Here is an 18173-nt window from a genome sequence, read left to right on the forward strand (position 1 = left end):
CATGGTCCGGTCCGGCATGTCCCGGCCCGCCGCGGTCAGTTCTTGGTGCGGTACTTGTGGATCGCCACCGGGGCCATCACCACGGTGATGACGAGCGACCAGACCAGAGTGATCATGACGTCGTGGGCGACCGGCTGGCCGCCGTTCATCAGACCCCGGGCCGCGTCCGCGAGGGACGACAGCGGGTTGTAGTCGGTGAACGTCTGCAGCCAGCCCGGCATGGTGGACGGCGGCGAGAAGATCGACGACCCGAACTGCAGGGGCATCAGCACGAGGAACCCCATTCCTTGGATGGCCTGGGCGTTCTTCATCACCACGCCCATGGTCAGAAAGATCCACATGATGGACGAGCCGAAGACCAGGGCCAGCCCGATGGCGGCGAACAGGCCGGGAACGTTCGACACGGACAGACCGAGCAGGAAACCGACCACGAGCAGGATCGCCGTGGCGAGCAGCAGCCGGCCGATCTCGACCATGATCTTGGCGATCAGGACCGACGCGCGGGAGATCGGCAGGGACCGGAAGCGGTCCATGACCCCCGTCTGGAAGTCCTGGTTGAACCCGGTGCCCACCCCCATGGCGATGTTCATGCCCATCATCGCCATGAGGCCGGGGACGACGTAGTTGACGTACTCGTCCTGATTGCCCTTGCCGGCGATCGCGCCGCCGAAGACGAACACGAAGAGCAGCGTGAACACGATCGGCATCAGGATGACGTCGAACATCGACTCCGGGTCCTGGCGGATCCACAGCACGTTGCGACGGACCAGGGCGCTGATGTGCCGCAGATGGGCGCGTATTCCGACATGCGGATCGTCGTCGGTGCCGAGCGCCGCGGGCTTGTCGATGACGGTGGCGGCGCTCATACGGCGGCCTCCTCGTAGGACTCGTGGGAGCGGTCGGCCGAGGTGTCCCGCGGGTCGCCCGGATCGGCCGGTTCGGATGCCCGGTGGCCGGTGAGGGAGAGGAACACCTCGTCCAGGCTGGGCAGTTCGGTGCTGAGACCGGCCAGGGTGATGCCCCGGGCGGTGAGCGCGCCGACCACCGCGGTCAGCTGCTCGTCGCTGAGGATCGGGACGAGGACCGTGCCGGTGGCGATGTCCACCGTGGCGCTCCCCGGGCCCGTGAGGCCGAACTCGTCGAGTGCGCCGGCCGTGGGGCGCAGCTCCAGCGGGTCGGCCGGGCGGATGCGCAGGGTGCGGCCGCCGACCTTCGCCTTCAGCTCGTCGATGCCGCCGTTCGCGATGACCTTGCCGCGGTCGATGACCGTGAGCTCGTTCGCGAGCTGCTCGGCCTCCTCCATGTACTGGGTGGTGAGCAGCACGGTGACACCGTCACCGACCATGCGCTTGACCTCTGTCCACACCTCTTTCCGCGTACGCGGGTCCAGGCCGGTGGTCGGCTCGTCCAGGAAGAGGACGTCCGGACTGCCGATCATGGACGCGGCGAGGTCGAGGCGGCGGCGCATTCCTCCGGAGTACGTGCTCGCCGGGCGCCTGCCCGCCTCGGTGAGCGAGAAGCGCTCAAGGAGTTCGTCCGCACGGGCACGGGCGTCCTTGCGGGGCAGGTCGAGGAGCCGGCCGATCAGATAGAGGTTCTCCCGCCCGGAGAGCTTCTCGTCCACGGAGGCGTACTGGCCGGTGAGGCCTATCACCCGGCGCAGCCGGCGGGGCTGGCGCAGGACGTCGAAGCCGGCGACCGTCGCCCGGCCGGAGTCCGGGATCAGAAGGGTGGAAAGGATGCGTACGAGGGTCGTCTTGCCCGCGCCGTTCGGGCCGAGCACGCCGCGGACCGTGCCCTCGCGCACGTCCAGGTCCACGCCGTCCAGTGCCTTGGTCTCGCCGTAGTGCTTGACCAGTCCCCGCACGGTGACGGCGTCGGGGCGGCCTCCGTCGTCCTGCCGGGGCTTGTTGTCGATTAGCGTCATGCGGACCAAGCTCCCACCCCCCACCGACAAACCACCGACATCCCACCGACAGGTTCACCCGCGCCCCTACTGCCCAGGGGCGCGGGGAACTGCGCAAACGGGGGCGAGGGGGCGGAGCCCCCATGCGGTGACGGGAAGGGCAGGGGCGGCGGGGGCGCAAAAAACGGCAGCCCGCCGATGGGGGAAGTCGGCGGGCTGCCTTCGTGCCGCAGTGGACTAGTGGACGGAGTGCTCCTCCAGAGGGAACGTTCCGCCGACAACATCATCGGCGAACGCCTTCGCCGCGTCCCCCATGACCTGACGAAGATCGGCGTACTGCTTCACGAACCGCGGCATCTTGCCCCCCGTGAGCCCGAGCATGTCGGTCCACACGAGAACCTGCGCGTCCGTCTCGGGCCCGGCCCCGATCCCGACGGTGGGAATGTGCAGCACGCGCGTCACCTCCGCGGCCAGCTCGGCCGGCACAAGCTCCAGCACGACGGCGAAGGCGCCCGCGTCCTGCACGGCCTTGGCGTCACGCAGCAACTGCTGAGCGGCCTCCTCGCCACGCCCCTGGACGCGGTACCCCATGGAGTTCACGGACTGCGGCGTGAGCCCGATGTGCGCCATCACCGGGATACCCGACTCCACGAGAAGCTTGATCTGCTCGTGCGAGCGCTCACCGCCCTCCAGCTTCACGGCCCCGACCCCGGCGTCCTTCACCAGCCGCATGGCCGACCGCAGCGCCTGCACCGGCCCCTCCTGGTACGACCCGAACGGCAGGTCGCCCACGATGAGGGCGCGCGAGGTGCCTCGTACGACGGCGGCGGACAGCATGGTCATCTCGTCCAGCGTGACGGGCACGGTGGTCTCGTAGCCCAGGTGACAGTTGCCCGCCGAGTCGCCGACGAGCATGACCGGGATACCGGCCTCGTCGAAGACGGACGCGGTCATCGCGTCGTACGCGGTGAGCATCGGCCACTTCTCGCCGCGCTCCTTGGCCACCGTGATGTCGCGGACAGTGATACGGCGTGTGCCCTTGCCTCCGTACAGCGCCTTGCTGCTGCTGTCGGTGGTCTTCTGGGCAGCCGAGAACTGCGTCATTGCAACGGCTCCTTCTGTCATCTCGAAGCGCCCTTACGGCGTCCCCGGATCACCTCCATGGTGGCACCTCGTGCCACAGAACGGCTAGAGGGGTCACCGTGGGCCTCGTCTCCGTCCCGGCCGCCGCCGCGAACGTGGCCCCCACAGGCCCAAGCCCGCCTCCAGAGCTCGTAAGATCTCGGTAAAGGATTCCGATACGAGACGGTCTCGTATCGAATCTCCTCTAGCATTTTCGGTATGACAACTCCTGCCGACACCGCCTCCCGGATACCGGAGGCCGTGCACCGACGACGCTGGGCGATCCTCGGCGTCCTGATGCTGAGCCTGCTGATCGTCGTTCTCGACAACTCGATCCTGAACGTCGCGATCAAGACCATCTCGACGCCCGCCCCGACCGGCCTGGGAGCCACCCAGAGCGAGCTGGAATGGGCCATCAACTCGTACACCCTGGTCTTCGCCGGCCTGCTCTTCTCCGCCGGTCTCCTCGGTGACCGGCTCGGGCGCAAGAAGGTCCTCCTCGGCGGCCTCCTCGTCTTCGGGATCGGCTCGGCGCTCGCCGCCTCCTCCGGTTCCCCGGTGGAGCTGATCTCGTTCCGCGCGGTGATGGGCCTCGGTGCCGCCTTCGTGATGCCGGCCACGCTCGCCGTCCTCATGAACGTCTTCGAGCGCGACGAGCAGCCCAAGGCCATCGGCATCTGGGCGGGCGGTGTCGGCCTCGCCATCGCGATCGGCCCGATCACCGGAGGGGTCCTGCTCGACCACTTCTGGTGGGGCTCCGTCTTCCTGATCAACGTGCCGATCGTGATCGTGGCGCTCGGCCTGATGATCTGGCTCGTCCCCGACTCCCGCGACCCCAAGCCCGGCCGCATCGACCCGGTGGGCGTGGTGCTGTCCGTCATCGGCCTCGTCCTGCTGGTCTACGGCATCATCAAGGGCGGCCAGCTCGCCGACTTCACGGACGTCAAGGTCCTCGCGACCATCGGCGCCGGACTCGCCGTACTCGTCGGCTTCGTCGTGCACGAGAAGCGCAGCGACCACCCGTCGATCGACATCGACTACTTCAGGAACAAGGTCTTCTCCGCGGCGATCTCCGCCATCGCGCTGGTCTTCTTCGCGCTGATGGGCGTGACCTTCTTCTCCGTCTTCTACACCCAGAGCGTGCGCGGTTACTCGCCTCTGCAGACGGGTCTGCTGATGCTGCCGCTGGCCGTCGCGCAGCTCGTCTTCGCGCCGCGTGCCCGGCTGGTCGTGGACCGCTTCGGCAACCGGGCCACCACCACCGCGGGCATGCTCACCATCGCCGCCATGCTGGCCGCGTTCGCCGCGCTGGAGGCGGACACGCCCATCTGGATCCTGGAAGTCATCTTCTTCCTGATGGGCGCGGGCATGGCGCACATCATGACGCCGACCAGTGTCGTGATCATGCAGGCACTGCCCCGTGAGAAGGCGGGTTCGGCCTCCGCGCTCAGCAACACCTTCCGCCAGGTCGGCGGCGCGCTCGGCATCGCCGTACTCGGCTCGGTCCTCTCCGCCGCGTACCGCTCGGGCATCGAGGACAAGCTGCCCCCGGCCGCCCGGCACGAGGCGGGCGAGTCCATCGAGGCGACCCTCGGCTTCGCCGCGAAACTCGGCCCGAAGGGCGACGCCCTGATCGCCCCGGCCAACGACGCCTTCCTGCACGCGATGCACGTAACGGCCCTGTGCGGCGCGGGAGTCGCCGTCGTGGGCGCCCTGGTCGTCTACCTGTTCCTGCCGGGCCGCACCCCGACCTCGACCGAAAAGGGACCTGAACTGGTGGGCGCCGACCACTGAAGCGCGCCAAAGGGGCGCGGGGAACGGCGCACCCGGCCACGACGCACCCGCAGACGACCAACCGGCCTCCCGCGGGGCGCCCGCAGGGCTCCGGCCCGGCGAACGGGCCGCCCCACCGAACCCCCCCGTCGGCCAGAGACAATCGGCTCGGCCGGAAACGGCGGAAAAGCGCGGCGGAACAGCGCGACCGGCGCAACGGCACACGAGAGAGCGGAGCGAACGCGTGGGCGGCGTGGAGCAGGGCCAGGACCAGGGCACGGGCACGGCCGGACGGGGCGGGGCCGCCAGAGGCCGCCCCCGCAGCGAGGCGGTGGAGCGCTCGATCATCGAGGGCGTCATGCGGCTGCTGGAGGAGGGCGTCCCGCTCGCGGAGATCTCCATAGAGCGGGTCGCACGCATCGCCGGTGTGGGAAAGGCCACCATCTACCGCCGCTGGAGCGGCCGCGAGGAGCTCTTCTGCGACGTGATGCGCACCGCCGAACCGCCCGACCCCGAGCTGCCCGGCACCTCCATGCGCGACGACCTGATCGTCATACTCGACTCGCTCCGGGTGCGCGGTCTGGCCAACCGCTCGTCGGCGATCATGCACAACGTCTACGCGCAGATGAAGAGCAGCCCCAAGCTGTGGAAGGTCTACCACGCGGCCGTCATCGAACCGCGCCGCCTGATGACGCTCGACGTACTGCGGCGCGGCCAGGCGAACGGCGAGATCCGCGCGGACGTCGACGTCGAACTGGCCAACGACCTCTTCGTGGGCCCCATGCTCGTCCGCGCGGTCATCCGCCCGGACGCGGGCCTGGAGGAGGGACTGCCCGAACGAATCGTCGACACCGTCCTGGCGGGACTGGGCCCCACCGCCCGCTGACCTGCCCCTTCAGCCGCCGTCCCGCCTCCGAGTGAATGTGCGCGTTACGTCACAGACCGCCCCACCTGGCCCGCTGCCGGAACTCGCCGCGCCCCCTTGGTCGTCCTTGTGCCCGTACGGCCGTCATGTGACGGCGGGAACGATCGCGATCATCCCCTAGGGTCTTAGGGCGCGGGGATGATGTGAACGGCAGTTGGTGAGGCGACGGTATGGCGCAGGCGTACATGACGGAGACGGGCAGCGGCGGCCAGGGGCCCGACCGCAGAGGAACCCGGCTTCGCCGCCTGCTGACTTCACTGCGAACCGACCGGGGCATCTGGCGCCGCGGGATCGTCCTCGCCGCGTTCTCCGTCGTGCTCGCCCTGGTGATGGCGGTGCACGCGCAGATCCCGAACAGGATCGGCAACCTCGGCAGTCTCCTCGAAACGTTCCTCCCCTGGCTGGGGATCGCCGTTCCGCTGCTGCTCGTCCTCGCGCTGTTCCGCAGGTCCGCGACCGCGCTGATCGCCGTGCTCCTGCCGGCCGTCGTCTGGGTCAACCTCTTCGGCGGGCTGCTCGTCGACCGGACGGGCTCCGGCGGAGACCTCACCGTCGCCACGCACAACGTCAACGCGGACAACCCGGACCCGTCCGGCACGGCCCGCGACGTGGCCGCCTCCGGCGCGGACGTGGTGGCCCTCGAAGAGCTGACCACCTCGGCGGTGCCGGTCTACGAGAAGGCCCTCGCCTCGACGTACAAGTACCACTCCGTGCAGGGCACGGTCGGTCTGTGGAGCAAGTACCCGCTGAGCGGGGCCGGGCCCGTCGACATCAAGCTCGGCTGGACCCGCGCGATGCGGGCGACCGTCACCGCGCCCCAGGGGCAGCTCGCGGTGTACGTGGCGCACCTGCCCTCCGTGCGCGTGAAGCTGGAGGCCGGGTTCACCGCGCGGCAGCGCGACAAGAGCGCCGACGCGCTGGGCGAGGCCATCGCCGACGAGAAGCTGCCGGACATCGCCCTCCTCGGGGACCTGAACGGCACGATGAACGACCGCGCGCTGAACGGCGTCACCTCGCAGATGCGCTCCGCGCAGGGCGCGGCGGGCAGTGGCTTCGGGTTCAGCTGGCCGGCGTCGTTCCCGATGGCCCGGATCGACCAGATCATGGTCAAGGGTGTCGAGCCGGTCACCTCGTGGACCCTTCCGGAGACGGACAGTGACCATCTTCCGATCGCCGCCCGAGTGAAGCTCTCGGCAACCGCTTCGTAACCTCTGGGAATACTGGGGCTGGGAGGCTTTGTTCCGCAGGTGAACATAAACTGCACGGAACACCGCTCTCCCCTGTGAAAGGTCCCTCATGCCCCTGGCCCTGCTCGCCCTCGCCGTGGGCGCCTTCGGCATCGGCACCACCGAGTTCGTGATGATGGGGCTGCTGCCCGACGTCGCGGACGACCTGAACATCTCGATCCCCAGCGCGGGCCACCTCGTCTCGGCGTACGCGATCGGCGTCGTCGTCGGCGCCCCGCTGCTCGCGGCGGTCACCGCGCGCATGGCCCGCCGCAAGGTCCTGATCGGGCTGATGGTGCTGTTCGTCGTGGGCAACACGCTCTCGGCGTTCGCCCCCGACAACACCTCACTGCTCGCGGCCCGCTTCCTGAGCGGCCTGCCCCACGGCGCCTTCTTCGGCGTCGGAGCCGTCGTCGCCACCGGCATGGTCAGCGCCGAACGCAAGGCCCGCGCGGTCTCCCTCATGTTCCTCGGCCTGACCGTCGCGAACATCGCGGGCGTCCCCGCCGCGACCCTCATCGGCCAGCAGCTCGGCTGGCGTGCCACCTTCCTCGGCGTCAGCGTGATCGGCCTGGTGGCCATCGCCTCCCTGGCGCTGCTCCTGCCCAGGAGCACCGAGCACGACTCCGCCGCGACCGGACTGCGCGGCGAACTGGCGGCGCTCAAGTCGCTCCCGGTCTGGCTGGCCCTCGGTACGACCGTCGCGGGCTTCGGCGCGCTCTTCTCGGCGTACAGCTACATCACGCCGATGCTGACGGACTCCGCCGGGTACGCCGACTCCAGCGTGACCCTGCTGCTCGCGCTGTTCGGCGTGGGCGCGACGGCGGGCAACCTGCTCGGCGGGCGCCTGGCCGACCGCTCGATGCGCGGCACCCTGTTCGGCGGCCTGGTCTCCCTGGTGGCCGTCCTGGCCCTCTTCCCGCTGATGATGGGCACGGCGTGGAGTGCGCCGCTCGCGGTGGTGCTGCTCGGCGCGGCGGCGTTCATGACCAGCTCCCCGCTGCTCCTCATGGTCATGGAGAAGGCGTCCTCGGCCCCGTCCCTGGCCTCCTCCGCCAACCAGGCGGCCTTCAACCTCGCGAACGCGGGCGGCGCGTGGATCGGCGGCCTGACCCTCGCGGCGGGCTTCGGCGTGACGTCCCCGGCCCTCGCGGGCGCGGCCCTCGCCGTCCTCGGCCTGGGCGTGGCGGCCCTCGCGTACGGCGTGGACCGAAAGCGCGGCACGACGGGCTCGGGCCGTGTGGTGGCCACGTACACTCCGCAGCGGCGCGCTGAGCAGGCCGTTCACCACTGACCGGGCCGTGACCGCGCCGTTCCCCGCGCCCCCAAAAGACAAAAGACTGCGCCGTTCCCCGCGCCCCTGAGGGGCCCGAGGCCCGACCGAGCCCCCGTCATCAGGCGAGCCTTTCAGGAGCGCGGGAAACGGCGCGACAAGCCCCCACCGCCCCGCAGCGCCGACGAACGACCCGCCGTGTCTTCAGGGGCGCGGGAAACGGCGCGGCCAGCCCTCGCCGGCCCGCAGCGTCCGAACGGCCTGCTGTGTCTTTAGGGGCGCGGGGAACTGCGCGGCCAGCCCCCGCCGGCCCGCAGCCGACGAACGGCCTGCCGGCAGGCGTGTTTTTCAGGGGCGCGGGGAACGGCGCGATCAGCCCCCGCCGGGCCGTGGCGACCGAACGAGCCGCCGTCAGGCAAGGAGAAGGGGCGTCCGGCAAACGCCGGGCGCCCCTCACCCTCAGCCCGTCACAACCGCTCGCGCCACTGATTCGTGATCGGCAACCGCCGGTCCTTGCCGAACCCCTTCGCCGAGATCTTCGTACCCGGCGGATACTGCCGCCGCTTGTACTCGGCCGTATCGACCATACGAAGCGTCTTGGTCACCATCTCCCGGTCGAACCCCGCCGCCACGATCGCATCGGCCCCCGTGTCCCGGTCGACGTACAGCTCCAGAATCGCGTCCAGCACGGGATAGTCCGGCAACGAGTCCGTGTCGACCTGCCCGGGCCGCAGCTCGGCGCTCGGCGGCTTGGAGATGGAGTTCTCCGGGATCGGCGGAGTCTGCCCCCGCTCGACCGCCGCCCGGTTGCGCCACTCGGCGAGCCGGAAGATCGACGTCTTGTACACGTCCTTGATCGGCCCGTACGCGCCCACCGAGTCGCCGTACAGCGTCGAATACCCCACCGCCAGCTCGGACTTGTTGCCCGGCGCCAGCACGATGTGCCCCTCCTGGTTGGAGAGGGCCATCAGCATGGTGCCGCGCAGCCGCGACTGAAGGTTCTCCTCGGCGAGCCCGGTCAGCCCCAGCGACCCCATGTACGCGTCGAACATCGGCTCGATCGGTACGGTCCGGAAGTTGAGCCCGGTCCGCCGGGCCAGCTCGGCCGCGTCGTCCTTGGAGTGGTCCGAGGAGTACTTGGACGGCATCGACACGCAGTACACGTTCTGGGCGCCGAGCGCGTCGCAGGCGATCGCGGCGACCAGGGCGGAGTCGATACCGCCCGAGAGCCCGATCAGCACGGAGCTGAAACCGTTCTTCGCGGTGTACGCCCGCAGCCCCACCACGAGCGCGGAGTACACCTCCTCGTCGGCGTCGAGCCGCTCGGCGTACCCGCCGGAGAGCTCCGCCTCGTACGGGGGCAGCGGTTCGTCGGAGAGGACGACGTGATCGATGCGCAGCCCGTCGTCCACGATGCCCGAGGGCGGCTCGGTGGCGGCGGCCGGCAGGTCCAGGTCGAGGACGACACACCCCTCGGAGAACTGCGGCGCCCGCGCGACGACCTCACCGTTCCGGTCGACGACGATCGAGTCCCCGTCGAAGACCAGCTCGTCCTGGCCGCCGATCATGGCCAGGTACGCGGTCGTGCAGCCGGCCTCCTGCGCGCGCTTGCGCACGAGGTCGAGCCGGGTGTCGTCCTTGTCGCGCTCGTACGGCGAGGCGTTGATGGACAGCAGCAGGCCCGCCCCGGCGGAACGGGCCGCCGGGACACGGCCGCCGTCCTGCCAGAGGTCCTCGCAGATGGCGAGCGCGACATCGATGCCGTGCACCCGTACGACCGGCAGGGTGTCACCGGGCACGAAGTAGCGGAACTCGTCGAAGACGCCGTAGTTCGGCAGGTGGTGCTTGGCGAAGGTGAGGACCACCTCGCCGCGGTGCAGCACCGCCGCCGCGTTCCGCGGGGCACCGGCCGGCTGCCCGTACCTGGGCTGGGCCTTCTCGGAACGGTCGAGGTAGCCGACGACGACCGGCAGGTCCCCGAACCCCTCCTCGGCGAGCCGGGCGGCGAGAGCGTGCAGGGCCGCGCGGGACGCCTCCACGAAGGACGACCGCAGGGCCAGGTCCTCGACGGGATACCCGGTCAGCACCATCTCGGGGAACGCCACGAGGTGCGCCCCCTGCTCGGCGGAGTGCCGGGTCCAGCGGACGACCGCCTCGGCGTTCCCGGCGAGATCGCCGACGGTCGAGTCGATCTGATTCAGAGCGAGACGTAGTTGAGGCACGCGTCCAGTGTAATCGTCAGAGCGACGCGATGGGGGGCGCCCCGTCAGGGGGCGCCCGCCAGGGGCGCGGGGAACTGCGCGACAGGCACTCACCGGCCCGCAGCTCTCCGTACGATGTGCGGACCCCACCCCCGACCCCGATGATGGGCGTCGATGACCACGCCACGCACGGCCGCAGCCACCCTCCTGGCACTCGGCGCCCTCGCCTACTCCGCATGGGCACTGGAAGCCGTCATCACGACAGGCCTCCACCCGGCCCACACCTACGTGAGCGAACTGGCCGCGACCGACCAGCCGTACGGCATCCTGTTCCGCACGACGGACCTGCTCGCGGGCACACTCGTGGCCGCCGCCGCCCTGCCGGCACTCCGCACACGGCCCGGCGAGGGGCCGGCCGCGCGGACCGGCCGAGCCGCACTCCTCCTCTTCGGCGTAGCGACCGCAGTGGACTCCCGCCTGCCGCTCAGCTGCACGCCCACAGGGGACCCGGGATGCGCCGCGAGGGAGACCGCGGGCCTGGTCCCGTGGACCCACTCCGCGCACACGCTGACCAGCACGATCGCCCTGTGCGGCATCCTCGTCGCCATGGTGGTCCTCACCCGCGCCGCCCGTCGGCACGCGCCCCGTTCGCCGCTGGCCCGCTCGGGGCCGTGCCTGGTGGCGCTCGAACTGGCCGCCACCGCCTGGACGCTGGCCGCGATCGCCGCGCTGGAGAGCGGCCACGACGGCTGGGGTGTCGGCATCGCCCAGCGCCTCCAGGTCGGCCTCATCGCGATCTGGCTGGGCGCACTGGCCGTCTCCGTCCTGCGCGCCCCGGCGCCCGACGCACCGCTCCACGGCCCCGGACCCGCCGAAGGCGGCGACGAACGCGTCCCTCTCGGCAGCGCACGCGGCCCCGCCCCCGCCCGGGAGGCCCGCCCATGACCTTCGTCCGTATCGGCGGGATCCCGCACCACATCCGTGTCGACGGCAAGAGAACAGGCACCGCGCCCGGCACCGGACCCGGCACAGGCGCGGGCCCCGCCTGTCTGCTCAGCGTCGGCCTGGGCATGTCCTGGTTCGACTGGGACCCCGTCGTACCGCTCCTGGCCCCGCACCGCACGGTCGTCAGGTTCGACCGGCCGGGACTCGGGCTCAGCGGCCCCGCGCCCGCGCGCGCGTGGCCCACGCTCACCGGCGAGGCGGAACGCATCGCGCGCGTGCTCGACGCGGCCGGGATCGACACGCCCGCCACCGTGGTCGGGCACTCGCTCGCCGGTTTCCACTGCGAGGCCTTCGCCCGGCTGTACCCGGAGCGGACGGCCGCGCTCGTCCTGGTCGACTCCAGCGTCGAGGAGGAGCCGCGCCCGAGCCGCGCCCCCGCACTCCGGGACACCGCCACGCGCGCGTGCGGCACGCTGCTGGCCAGTGCGGGGCTCCCGAGGGCACTCGGACCACTCCTGCGCCGTACCGCGGTCAGAGCCGCGCGCCGGGGCGGCAGCGCCCCCACCCCGTACGCCCCCGCCCCGCACGACCTCGTGCGCAGCGCCTACTCCACCAGCCGTTTCCTGCGGGCCGTCCTCGCCGAGAACGCCCGGTACGGGGACCAGGCCGTCGAGCTCGAAGCGCTGCGGGAGCGGCTCCCGCTGGACGCGTCGGTCCCCGTCACCGTGCTCGCCGCCTACGCAGGGGGTCCCCGGCACCGGCTCGACCGGCAGGAGCGTCTCGCCGAGCGGCTGGGAGGCACCTTCCGCGTCTGTGCCCCCGCCGGTCACCTGGTGATGCTCGACCGCCCCGGGGACGTGGCGGCCGCGGTCCTGGACGCACCGGTGCGCCCGTCCCCCGCCGGCCAGGAAGAGGAACGGACGCACCGGAGATGAGGAGCCTCAGCGGCTCATCGGGTCAGCGGCGGTACGAGGTCACGTAACCCGGTGCGGGCGAACCCACCCCCGTGACGTCGTCGTACCCCCGCACAGCCTTCAGACTGCTGTCCTTGCCGAGGCTGCGGACCGAGGTCAGCAGGCCCTCCGAGGCGTCGAAGGCGTTGACGAAGTCCACGCGTGCCACCGCGAGGTCGCGGCCCGTCGGGCGGTCCGTGACGTCGTGGTAGAGCTTCGTGCCGTACCGGTCGTAGATCGCCGGGTTGGCGAACCCGATCGGACGCCCGCCGCGCGCCTGCTGGGCGAGCGCCTGGACACCCGCGACGACCGGCGAGGCGAGCGAGGTGCCGCCGATGCGGTACTCGTCGTAACTCTGCGTCCCGTCCGGGAAGGTCTGCGTCTGCCCGACCAGGAAACCGGTGTTGGGGTCGGCGATCGCGGCGATGTCGGGAACCGTGCGCATGGCCTGCTTGCCGTTCGCCTTCGCCAGCCGCGACGGCACGACACCCCGCTGGTAGAACGGCTGCTTCACCGTCGCGCTGGTGCCACCGCCCGCGCCCGAGGTGTACGCGCCCGGGAAGTCCGTCCAGCTCTTCCCGTCGTCGGACAGCGTGGCCCTGAGTGTGCCCCAGCCGGTCTCCCACTTGTACGTGTCGCCCTTGCCGACGGCGAGCGAGGTGCCGCCGACCGCCGTCACCCACGCCGAGTCGGCGGGGGTGTCGACCTGCTTCGTACCGGTGTTGGCGACCTCGTCGCCGTTGTCGCCGGAGGAGAAGTAGAAGCCGATGCCCTCGATCGCGCCGAGCTGGAACACCTGGTCGTAGGCGGCGGCGAGGTCCGGGGTCTGGTTGGCCTCGATGTCGCCCCAGGAGTTGGAGACGATGTCGGCGAGACGGCCGTCGACGATTCTGCCGAGCGAGTCGAGCAGGTCGTCGTCGTAGCAGGACGAGGCGCCCACGTAGACGATGTCCGAGGCGGGCGCGACCGCGTGCACGGCCTCGACGTCGAGGGTCTCCTCGCCGTACCAGCCCGCCGCCCCGCACTCCTCGGTCCGCGTGTACTCACCGGGCAGCACCTGCTGCAACTGTCCGCGGTGGTAGGCCGCGTCACCGTGCTTGCGGGCGTACGTGGCCACGTCGGCGGCTATGGTCGGCGAGGCGTAGGCGTCCGTGATCGCCACGGTCACGCCCTTACCGGTCGCCTTGCCCGCCCCGTAGGCGGCCCGCAACTGCTTGCCGGTGTATCCCTTCACGGCGTACGGGACCTTCGTGCCGTACGCGCCCGGCAGCGTCGTCGCCGTCTTCGAGCCGTAGTAGGCGGAACTGGGCCCGGCGTTGTGGAACACGGCGTCCGGCGGCGGCAGCGTGTCGGAGTGGTCCGCCTTGTGCGGGGCGTTGTCCAGGCCGGTCACGGTGAGGACGGCGCCGTTCAGTCCCGCGGGAGCCGAGGCGGCCTTCGAGGGCGCCCGGTAGGTCTTCCTGCCCTTGGCGTAGTTGTGGAGCTGCGTGCCGAACGCCTTCTCCGCGTCGGCCACTTCGCCGGTCACCGACACGTAGTGCGTGCTGGTGCCGGTCACGGTCAGCCCCGCCGACCTCAGCCAGGCGGTCACCTCGGCGACCTGCGCCTCACTCGCGCCGAAGCGCGCCTGCGCCTGCCGTGCGGTGAGGTACTTCCCGTACGAGGCCGACGACGGGTCGGAGACGGCGGTGGCGTAGGCGCTCAGGCCCGCCGCGTCCCGTCCGGCGAGGTAGACCCGGGCCGTGACCCGGGAGCTGTCCGCCGTCGCCCCCTTGTCCGCTCCGGCCGTGGCCCACAGGGGCTTGGTGCCCTGGAGCGTGTCACGGCCGGCCGGGCCGTCGGAGGCGTGGGCCGCGGGTATGCCCAGGGCCAGCGCGCCGGCGAGCAGCGGCAGGGTCGCCGCCATGCTCACACCGGCGCGCACCGCGGCGCGATTGGATCTCATGGAACCCCCAAAGGATCACTGGATGGGGGTCACTCTTGCGATGAACCGTTCATGCCAGGGGAATGGCCGGGACATGGCTGGCCCAAAACCACCCCAAGGAACCGTATGGGAAGGGGATTTGGTGCGCCGTGCCCGCTTTGCCGTGCCCGCTGTGCCGCGCCCGAATACGTGCCCTGCCGTGCCCGATGCCGACCGGCGTGTCAGTGCAGCGGCTTGGCGCCGCGCTGCTTGAGCAGGTCCGAGATCAGCTTCATCTCGGACTCCTGGGCCTGCACCATGCCCTGCGCGAGCCGGCGCTCCGCGCCGACCTGGCACCGCTCCACACACCCCTTGGCCATGTGCACACCGCCCACGTGATGGGCGTACATGAGCTGCAGATACCGGACCTCGGCCGCCTTGCCGCCCAGCTTGCGCAGCGCGTCCATCTCGGTGTTGGTCGCCATGCCCGGCATCAGCGCGCCGTCCTCGCCGGCACCCATGCCGGCCATGCCCATCCACTCCATGGGCTCGTCGGCGGACACCTTGGGCAGCTCCCACAGGTCCAGCCAGCCGAGCATCATGCCGCGCTGGTTGGCCTGGGTCTGCGCGATGTCGTACGCGAGGCGGCGCACCTCCTCGTCGTCGGTGAGGTCGCGCACGATGTACGACATCTCGACGGCCTGCTGGTGGTGCACGGACATGTCACGCGCGAAGCCCGCGTCCGCGGAGTCCGCCGCGGGCGCCTTCATCCCGGAGTCGTCGCCGTCGGCGACCGCGTAGGTGATCGCCCCGGCCGCCACGAGGACGGCCGCGGTGGCTCCGGTGATCCAGCCCGCGGACTTCATCTTCCTCACTGTGACAGGCCGTTGGTGCAGGCGGCGCCCGGCTCGGGGGTCTGCTTGCCCTGGACGTACGTCTCGAAGAACGTGCCGACGTCCGGGTCGCTCGCACCCTTCACCGTCCGCTGGTGACCCCACGCGGAGAGCATGATCGGGTCCTTCTGGTCCTCGACGGGGCTCATCAGCGAGTAAGGCGTCTTCTTGACCTTCGCGGCGAGCGCCTTCACGTCGGCGTCGGACGCCTTGCTGTTGTACGTCACCCAGACGGCGCCGTGCTCCAGCGAGTGCACGGCGTTCACGTTCTTGACCGCCTTGTCGTAGACGTCGCCGTTGCAGTTCATCCAGACCTGGTTGTGGTCACCGCCGACCGGGGGCTCCATCGGGTACTTCACGTCCTTGGTGACGTGGTTCTGCGTGAGCTTGGTGCTCCACTTCTTCACGCCGTCCTTGCCCGTGACGAACTTCCCCGACGCCGACTTCGAGTCGCTCGCCGCGCTGTTCTCGTCGTCGGACTGCGACTTGATCAGGAACGCGCCACCGGCGACGAGACCGGCGACGACGATCACGCTGGCGGTGATCGTGAGGACCCGGTTACGACGCTCGCGGGACTGCTCGGCGCGCCGCATCTCCTCTATGCGCGCCTTGCGCGACGTGGTCTCTGTCTTCTTGGCGGAACCCATGGGGTGGTCCTTCTGGGGGAAAGGGGCAGCGGAGTGGTCAGCTGATCGTAGTGGGGGAGAAGTGGTTCCAGGCGGGGAGCCCACAGGAATGGCCAAATGGACCGGGCCTCGCGGGGGTCCCGGCAGATAATTTGAACCGGGGATGCGCATTATCTACGCTGCTGGTATGCGGCTGTTGCGATCTACCGACCTGGCTCTGCGCGTCCTGATGCGGCTCGCCGTCGCGGAGGAGTCGACCACGCCGACGACCCGTGACGTCTCGGCGGCCATGGAGGTGCCGTACACGCATGCGGCGAAGGTCGTCGCCGAGCTTCAGCATCTCGGGCTGCTCGATGCCCGGCGCGGGCGTGGTGGCGGTCTCGCTCTCACGGAGGCGGGACGTACGGCGTCCGTGGGGGCGGTCGTGCGGGCCTTCGAGGGGGAGGGGGATGTCGTCGACTGCGAGGGGGCCTCGCCGTGCCCGTTGCACACGGGGTGTCGGTTGCGGGTCGCCTTGCGGCGGGCTCAGGAGGCCTTCTTCGTGTCCCTGGACCCGCTGACTGTCGCGGACGTGGTGGCTGCGCCGACGGGGCCGCTGCTGCTGGGCATCACCATGAGGTAGTCGCCCCTCGGCGAATGCCTCCGACCACGGGCCGGCGGGGGTCGGCCGCGCCGTTCCCCGCGCCCCTTGGGAGCCTCGGGCCTGTGTCGGTCGGCTGTGGGCAAGTGGGGCCCGCCAGCGCCCCTGTCGGGGCGCAGGTCGGCGTCGGCGCCAGCCCCCCTCAGGGGCGCGGGGAACGGCGCAGGCTTTTGCTCTTAGGGGCGCGGGGAACGGCGCAGTCTGTTGTCTTTGGGGGCGCGGGGAACGGCGCAGGCTTTTGCTCTTAGGGGCGCGGGGAACGGCGCGGCCAACCCCCGCCGGCCCGCAGACAGGGCGTGACCCCAGCCCCCGGAGGGGCGCCGCCCGCGTCAGGGCCCGGGCTTCGCCAGCCAGAGGTCGGGACCGAACACCTCGTAGTGGATGTCGGCGGGGTCGACCGACTTCTCCAGAAGCTGCGCCCGCACCGCCCGCATGAAGGGCAGCGGCCCGCACAGATACGCACGCGTACCCGGCAGAACCGCCACTCCGGAGAGATCGACCCGCCCCCTGCGGTCGCCCGGACGGCCCGCCTCAGGCCGCTCGTACCAGAAGTGCGCCACCCCGTCCCCGAGCTTCGCCGCATACGCCTCGTGCTCGTCGCGCAGAGCGTGCTCGGCGGGCGAGCGGTCCGCGTGCACCACGGTCACCGGGGCCCGATGGCCGGTCGCCACGAGCTGCTCCAGCATGGCGATCATCGGCGTCACGCCGATACCGGCGGAGGCGAGGAGCACCGGCGTCCGGGACCCGGCGTCGAGCACGAGATCGCCGTACGGGGCGGACACGTCGAGCGTGCTGCCGACGCGCACGCGCGCGTGGAGGTGGTTCGAGACCTCGCCGTCGGGCGCCGCCCCGCCGTGCACCCGCTTCACACCGATCCGCCGTACGGACGAGCCGGGCGCCCCGACGAGGCTGTACTGGCGGGTCTGGCGGGCCCCGTCCGGCAGCTCGACGCGTACGGAGACGTACTGGCCGGCCCGGAAGCCGGGCGCGGGGGAGCCGTCGGCCGGGCGGAGCAGGAAGGTGGCCACGTCCGCGGTCTCCTCAACGCGCTCGACGACCTCCCAGGGCCGCCACCCGCCCAGGCCGCCCTCCGCCTCGCTCGCCGCGTACAGCCGCTTCTCGACGGCGATGAGCGCGTTCGCCATCAGCCAGTACACCTCGGTCCAGGCGGCGGCGACCCGCGGGGTGACCGCCTCGCCGAGGACGTCGGCGATGGCGGCGAAGAGGTGCTTGTGGACGACCGGGTACTGCTCGGGCGCGATGCCCAGCGAGGCGTGCTTGTGGGCGATGCGGTTCAGCATCGCGTCCGGCCGTACGCCCGGCTGCTCGACCAGCTGGGTGGCGAAGGCGGCGAAGGCGCCCGCCAGGGCCTGGCGCTGGGTGCCGGAGGCCTGGTTGCCGCGGTTGAAGAGGTCGCGCAGCAGCTCCGGATGGGCCGAGAAGAGGCCCGCGTAGAAGCGGTCGCTGATCTCTCCCAGGGCCCCGCCGACGGCGGGAAGGGTGGCGCGGACGGTGGCGGCGGACTGCTCGGACAGCATCGGGGCTCCTCAAGCTCGACTGCCCGCACCGTATTAAAACTTGCATCTCAAATGCAAGTTATAGAGGGAGGTGGGAGGGTGGGGCGGACGTGGGAGAGACGGCAGTGGGCGGCCATTACATGTGCGCCGTTCAGCGGGCAAGATGGGCGTCAGCGCAGTACACCTGCCGTGCGTGAGACGTTCGGGACGCGTTCGGGCGGAGGTCGGCCGGACGATCGGGGCCCGCAACGCGCATGAAATGCTGATGTG

The 18173-nt window shown here is 71.0% G+C and carries 15 protein-coding genes; 7 read left to right on the top strand and 8 right to left on the bottom strand.

The features are described 5' to 3' along the window. Positions 1-35: 35 nt before the first annotated feature. From OHS59_RS31460 to panB, 3 genes are all read right to left on the bottom strand, one after another. Positions 36-866, bottom strand: coding sequence for an ABC transporter permease (locus OHS59_RS31460; RefSeq protein ID WP_328496719.1), 831 nt, complete (start codon positions 864-866; stop codon positions 36-38). Further along, positions 863-1927 (bottom strand): ATP-binding cassette domain-containing protein, encoded by a 1065-nt coding sequence (locus OHS59_RS31465; RefSeq protein WP_328496720.1) that lies wholly within the window; start codon positions 1925-1927, stop codon positions 863-865. The genes OHS59_RS31460 and OHS59_RS31465 overlap by 4 nt, the downstream gene beginning before the upstream one ends. A gap of 216 nt (positions 1928-2143) precedes the next feature. Next, complete coding sequence (gene panB / locus OHS59_RS31470) at positions 2144-3010, bottom strand: 3-methyl-2-oxobutanoate hydroxymethyltransferase (RefSeq protein ID WP_328496721.1); 867 nt, start codon at positions 3008-3010, stop codon at positions 2144-2146. 237 nt (positions 3011-3247) lie between these two features. On the opposite strand from panB, the gene OHS59_RS31475 reads away from it, so the two are divergent. From OHS59_RS31475 to OHS59_RS31490, 4 genes are all read left to right on the top strand, one after another. Further along, positions 3248-4822, top strand: coding sequence for an MFS transporter (locus tag OHS59_RS31475; protein WP_328496722.1), 1575 nt, complete (start codon positions 3248-3250; stop codon positions 4820-4822). Positions 4823-5054: 232 nt separating this feature from the next. Next, entirely contained in the window at positions 5055-5687 is a 633-nt protein-coding gene (locus OHS59_RS31480) for a TetR/AcrR family transcriptional regulator (protein WP_328499436.1), read from the top strand. Positions 5688-5896: 209 nt separating this feature from the next. Continuing rightward, the gene (locus OHS59_RS31485; protein ID WP_328496723.1) at positions 5897-6934 is read left to right on the top strand and encodes an endonuclease/exonuclease/phosphatase family protein; all 1038 of its coding nucleotides are present in this window, start codon (positions 5897-5899) and stop codon (positions 6932-6934) included. Between the two features lie 88 nt (positions 6935-7022). Next, positions 7023-8246, top strand: coding sequence for an MFS transporter (locus OHS59_RS31490; protein ID WP_328496724.1), 1224 nt, complete (start codon positions 7023-7025; stop codon positions 8244-8246). A 446-nt stretch (positions 8247-8692) separates the two neighbouring features. On the opposite strand, the gene OHS59_RS31495 is transcribed toward OHS59_RS31490, so the two are convergent. Then, a complete protein-coding gene (locus OHS59_RS31495; protein WP_328496725.1) occupies positions 8693-10447 on the bottom strand; it encodes an NAD+ synthase in 1755 nt (584 codons plus the stop codon). A gap of 153 nt (positions 10448-10600) precedes the next feature. Here OHS59_RS31495 and OHS59_RS31500 point away from each other — a divergent pair, with 153 nt between their 5' ends. Both OHS59_RS31500 and OHS59_RS31505 read left to right on the top strand, forming a co-directional pair. Further along, positions 10601-11371, top strand: a complete 771-nt coding sequence (locus OHS59_RS31500) for a DUF998 domain-containing protein (RefSeq protein WP_328496726.1) — start codon at positions 10601-10603, stop codon at positions 11369-11371. Then, on the top strand, positions 11368-12306 hold the full coding sequence (locus tag OHS59_RS31505; RefSeq protein ID WP_328496727.1) for an alpha/beta fold hydrolase: 939 nt from the start codon (positions 11368-11370) through the stop codon (positions 12304-12306). The genes OHS59_RS31500 and OHS59_RS31505 overlap by 4 nt, the downstream gene beginning before the upstream one ends. A gap of 22 nt (positions 12307-12328) precedes the next feature. Here the strand turns inward: OHS59_RS31505 and OHS59_RS31510 are convergent, their stop codons facing one another. From OHS59_RS31510 to OHS59_RS31520, 3 genes are all read right to left on the bottom strand, one after another. Beyond that, positions 12329-14269 carry a S53 family peptidase gene (locus OHS59_RS31510; protein WP_328496728.1) on the bottom strand — a complete coding sequence of 647 codons (1941 nt, stop codon included), beginning with the start codon at positions 14267-14269 and terminating at the stop codon, positions 12329-12331. 200 nt (positions 14270-14469) lie between these two features. Continuing rightward, positions 14470-15093, bottom strand: coding sequence for a DUF305 domain-containing protein (locus OHS59_RS31515; RefSeq protein ID WP_328496729.1), 624 nt, complete (start codon positions 15091-15093; stop codon positions 14470-14472). 5 nt (positions 15094-15098) lie between these two features. Next, complete coding sequence (locus OHS59_RS31520) at positions 15099-15767, bottom strand: DUF3105 domain-containing protein (RefSeq protein ID WP_328496730.1); 669 nt, start codon at positions 15765-15767, stop codon at positions 15099-15101. A 166-nt stretch (positions 15768-15933) separates the two neighbouring features. Between OHS59_RS31520 and OHS59_RS31525 the strand changes: the two genes are divergently transcribed. Next, entirely contained in the window at positions 15934-16368 is a 435-nt protein-coding gene (locus OHS59_RS31525; RefSeq protein ID WP_328496731.1) for an RrF2 family transcriptional regulator, read from the top strand. Positions 16369-16715: 347 nt separating this feature from the next. Here the strand turns inward: OHS59_RS31525 and OHS59_RS31530 are convergent, their stop codons facing one another. Continuing rightward, on the bottom strand, positions 16716-17924 hold the full coding sequence (locus OHS59_RS31530; protein ID WP_328496732.1) for a globin domain-containing protein: 1209 nt from the start codon (positions 17922-17924) through the stop codon (positions 16716-16718). Positions 17925-18173: the final 249 nt, after the last annotated feature.

The organism is Streptomyces sp. NBC_00414 (assembly GCF_036038375.1).
Taxonomy (GTDB): domain Bacteria; phylum Actinomycetota; class Actinomycetes; order Streptomycetales; family Streptomycetaceae; genus Streptomyces.